This is a genomic window from Methyloceanibacter marginalis (assembly GCF_001723295.1).
GTDB lineage: Bacteria > Pseudomonadota > Alphaproteobacteria > Rhizobiales > Methyloligellaceae > Methyloceanibacter > Methyloceanibacter marginalis.
The window spans coordinates 1-4,488 of record NZ_LPWD01000407.1 but is presented as its reverse complement, the minus strand read 5'-3'; the positions used below and the strand labels follow the sequence as shown (position 1 = coordinate 4,488).

Here is a 4,488-nt window from a genome sequence, read left to right as displayed (position 1 = left end):
GAGCAGCACGCCGTCATAGCCCCAGCCGCGATTGCCGCCGAACTGCGCCACCGGCAAAAGCTCGATGGCCGTGATGCCGACATCGGCGAGACGATCGAGATCGCGGACGATGCCGTCGAAGGTCCCGTCGAGGGAGAAAGTTCCGGTGTGCAGCTCGTAGAGGATTGCCTCTTCCCAAGGGCGGCCTGTCCATTGGGGCGTGCGCCAGTCATAGCTTCGCGGGTCCACCAGCCGGCTCGGCCCGTGCACGTCGCCGATTTGCGCGCGCGCGGCGGGATCGGGCACGCGCATCCCGTCCGCCAGGACATATTGGTAGCCCCCATCGACGGGGACCGCGTCGGTCGTCACTTCGAACCAGCCGTCCTCCATCTTCGCCATGGGAACGGTGCTGCCGCCTTCGGCGTGGAGCGCGACCATGTTCTGGGCCGGCGCCCAAAGCCTGAAGCGCGCGCCGCCGTCGACAATTTCGGCGCCCCAGGGCAATGCATGCGCGAACCGCGCAGCCATCAGTCGGTCCTTTCGAACAGCAGGAGCCCGCGTCCCGGAATGGTGGTCTTGCCCGTGGCGATCGGCGCATCCGGACGGACCAAGCCGTTGGCCGAGTCGCAAAGGAGCCGCCAGCGCAAGTGACGCTTGCCGAAATACGGAAAGATGAAGTCGATCGGGTCGCGTCCGCGTTGAACAGAAGCAGCAGGATGTTCCCGCCGCCGGCGAAGGACGCGCCGATGCATTTGGCCACCGGGTCTTTCCAGTGTTCGGCCTGCTTCTCCTCGCCGTCGGGCTTGAACCAGGCAATGCTCTTGATGAGCGGCGCCACCGGCTCGCCATGCAGAAAGTGCTTGGTGCGCAAGAGCGGTATCTGCGCCCGCAAGCTCACGACCCCTCGTACGAACTCGTGAAAAGCGCGGTCGCGGTCGCTCACATTCCGCCAGTCGACCCAAGAGACCTCGTTGTCCTGGCAAAAGGCGTTGTTGTTGCCGCCTTGGGTGCGGCCGATCTCATCGCCCATTTGCAGCATGGGCGTACCGTGGCTGAACAACAGGCTCGCCACGAAGGCGCGGCGCACGCGGTCGCGGCGATCGAGGATGACGGGATCGTCGGTCGGTCCCTTGGCGCCCCAATTGTAACTTCGGTTGTCGGAATGGCCGTCCTGGTTGTTCTCTTTGTTCGCCTCGTTGTGCTTCTTGTTGTACGAGACGAGGTCGGTCAGGGTGAAACCGTCATGGGCGGTGATGAAGTTGACGCTCGCCCACGGTTTGCGGCCGCGGTGGTCGTAGATTTCTGCCGAACCCGATATGCGGCGCCCAAGCGCCGGAAGCATTCCCATGTCGCCCTTCCAATAAGAGCGTAACCCGTCGCGCCAAAGGTCGTTCCATTCCGCCCAGCCCGGCGGAAAGCCGCCGACTTGGTAGCCGCTTTCGCCAAGGTCCCATGGTTCGGCGATGAGCTTCGCCTGGCTCAAGACGGGGTCTTGGCCGATCGCGTCCAGGAAGGACGCGCTCGGATCGAAATCCGTGTTGTCGCGGGCGAGCGCCGAGGCGAGGTCGAAGCGGAAGCCGTCCACGCCGCACTGCTCGACCCAGTAGCGGAGCGAATCCAAGACGAGTTGCAGCACGCGCGGATGACCGACATTGAGCGTGTTCCCGCAGCCCGTGGTGTCGTGATAGTGGCGCTTGTCCTCGGCGAGTTTGTAGTAGGACGCGTTGTCGATGCCGCGGAAGGAAAGCGTTGGGCCAAGCGCGTTGCCTTCCGCCGTGTGGTTGTAGACCACATCGAGGATGACCTCGATGCCGGCCTCGTGCAGGCGGTCGACGGTGTTCCGGAATTCCTCGATGCCCGCGCCGGGCGAGATATAGCGCTGGGCGGGAGCGAAGAAGCCGACACTGTTATAGCCCCAGTAATTGCTGAGGCCTTCCTCCACCAGGTGCCGGTCGTCGACCATGGCGTGCACCGGGAGAAGTTCCAGCGCCGTGACGCCAAGCTTGACGAGATGCTCGATCACCGCCGGCTGGGCGAGGCCGGCGAACGTGCCGCGCAAGGGTTCCGGAACGTCGGGATGGAGCGCCGTCATGCCTTTGACGTGCGCCTCGTAGATGACGGTTTCATGCCAGGGCCGGTCGGGGCGCGAGTGCGCCGGGCGCATCCCGTCGGCGGCGACGACGCATTTCGGCATGAAGCGCGCGCTGTCGGTCTTGCTCTTGATCAGGTCGGTGCGTTTGGCGCCGATCTGATAGCCGAACAGGCAGTCGTCCCAGATGAGCTTCCCGGCATAGGCCTTCGCATAAGGGTCGAGCAGCAGCTTGTTGCGGTTGAAGCGGTGGCCGTCGCGCGGGGCATAGGGCCCATGAACGCGGTAGCCATAGAGCTGCCCCGGCGCCAGCCCGGGCACGTAGCCGTGCCACACCTCATCGGAGTATTCGGGCAGCGTGATACGCTCGGTCTCGGTGCCGCCCTGATCGAATAGACAGAGATCGACGCGCGTGGCGTTGGCGGAGAACAGGGCGAAGTTGACGCCTCGGCCGTCATAGGTCGCGCCAAGCGGCCGTGGGTTTCCGGGACCAAGCTTCGAATCCGTCAATCGTCGTCCTCCGGCGGGCCGTCCAACGGCTCGACCAATTCGAGCGCGGCGCGCAAGGGGATCGGCAGTACGACCGGCCGGTTCACGCCTTCGTACAGAATCTCCTGAAAGAGCTTGTCGGCCAGGAACAGCGGCAACAGCTCGCCGCCGGCAAGATGCGAGCCGCTCGCCGAGTCGTCGCGGGCCATGCCGTAGGCGCGCAAGAAGCGCCGCTCGGCGAGCGAGCGCCAATTGAGGGCGCGGGTTTCGATCTCGTCGAGCTGACTGGCGCCGCGCTGCTTCTGACGATCGACGGCGGTGCGCGCCGCATAGTCGAAGGAGCGTAGCATGGTGGCGATGTCACGCGAGGGCGGCGCTTTCTGCCGGCGCTCGTCCACCGGCTGATCCGGCTCGCCCTCGAAGCCGACGATATAGATGTCGTTCGCCGACACGAGAACCTTGGCGAGATGATAGTCGTTGTGCAGGCGGATCTTGTTGCCGCGCGCATTCGTGGGAACCAGCGTATCGATGCGTTTCAGCATGGCGCTGCGCAAGGTCAGCAACTTGGCGGCAAGCTCCTGCGCCTCCGCGTCGGCGGTGTCGGGCAGCGTCTCGATATAGGCGAAAGCCTGCTCGGCGCGCGCCACGGCCCGGGCGCGCCAGTCTTCGAGGTCCGCGTCCGTGACGGGTTCGGGCGCGAAGTCCGGATCGCTCGGATCGGCATTGGCCAGTGCGCGGTGCAACTCACCGGTCCGCGCGCCGATGGTCTCGACCAAGGAGAGCGAATAGGGCAAGCCGCCATTGCCCTCGCCGGACAACGCTACGTCTTCCAGCTCGCGGTCGAGCGCGTTGACCACGACCGTCCAGCCGTCGCCCTGATTGCGCACATGCTCGAAAGCAACGGCCAAAGCCGTGGGCGTGCCGCCGGCATCCACATATTCGAAGGCGCCGAGATAAGGCGGACTGTTGGTGAAGTCCGTTTTGGACAGGAAGCGGCCCATCTCGATGCCGGGGTCCATGCCGGAGCGCAGCCTGCGGGAAATCTTCAGGTTCACGCGGTCGTCGAGCGTGCGCGTCGTGTGGGCATGCTCTCCGGTCTCCACGCGGCGCACTTCGAGCTCTTCGGAAAGATCGAGTGCGCGCAGGGCGTCGCTTGCGTCGAAGCGGAAGGTGCCCTCGACCGCCGGCAAGGTCTCGTGCTCGCGCATGGCATGCAGCAAGGCCCGGGGAAAGGTTTCGCCGTGCGCGGCGTCGAAGACGAGTCCGGCCCGGGGTCCGCGCCTGATCTTGGCGAGCAAATAGGGCAGCAGCGGGCTGTCGTGCCGCAAGTCTTCCTCGCCCCAGGAGAGCGCGATCGGCAGGAAGTAGCGCTGGGCCGCGCCGTCCTCGAGCATGATCTTCGCGGCAAGCAGCAAGAAGTTCTCGCGGCCGGCTTGCGGCAGCTCGCCGATCCGCTCGGGCGTGGCGGAGGCGATGACGGCGTCCTTGGGACCGAACCAGCGCTGGCGCGCGATATAGGTGGGCAACAGGTCGTGGACGATGCGGTCGATGCGGGCGCTGTCGCCGCGCTGGCTGTCCACGATGTTCCACCCCTCGCTGAGGATGAGGGTCTCGAGCTCGGGGAGAGACTCAGGCGCCAAGTCCGGCAAGGACGGGAGTTGCGCGGGATCGGTGAGGGTGAACCAGTAAAAGCCGTAGGCCGGCAGCGTCAGCAGATAAGGCAGCGTGCCGATGGGCGGGAAGGGAGAGCGCCGGTCAGCTCGACCGGAACGCTGCCCTTCTGGCTCGAAAGATCGAGCTCCACCGCTTGCGCGGAACGCGACAGGTTGAACACGCACAGCATCACGTCGCCTTCGTACTCGCGCAGATAGGCGAGCACCTTGCGGTTGCTCGGGCGCAAGAACGTCATGTTGCCGTTGCCAGAGCTCATG

General features: G+C 65.5%; 3 protein-coding genes and 1 pseudogene. All 4 read right to left on the bottom strand.

Annotated elements, in window-relative coordinates; genetic code table 11:
* A pseudogene (locus tag AUC71_RS20390) lies at positions 1 to 228 on the bottom strand (malto-oligosyltrehalose trehalohydrolase); the annotation flags it as partial.
* A complete protein-coding gene (gene glgX, locus AUC71_RS13700; RefSeq protein WP_069624686.1) occupies positions 209 to 2,578 on the bottom strand; it encodes a glycogen debranching protein GlgX in 2,370 nt (789 codons plus the stop codon). The pseudogene AUC71_RS20390 and the gene glgX, both read right to left, overlap by 20 nt.
* Entirely contained in the window at positions 2,575 to 4,206 is a 1,632-nt protein-coding gene (locus AUC71_RS13695) for a putative maltokinase (protein ID WP_158007859.1), read from the bottom strand. The genes glgX and AUC71_RS13695 overlap by 4 nt, the downstream gene beginning before the upstream one ends.
* A 59-nt stretch (positions 4,207 to 4,265) precedes the next feature.
* A partial coding sequence (locus AUC71_RS13690; RefSeq protein WP_083238389.1) for an alpha-glucosidase C-terminal domain-containing protein occupies positions 4,266 to 4,488 on the bottom strand: 223 nt, incomplete at its 5' end.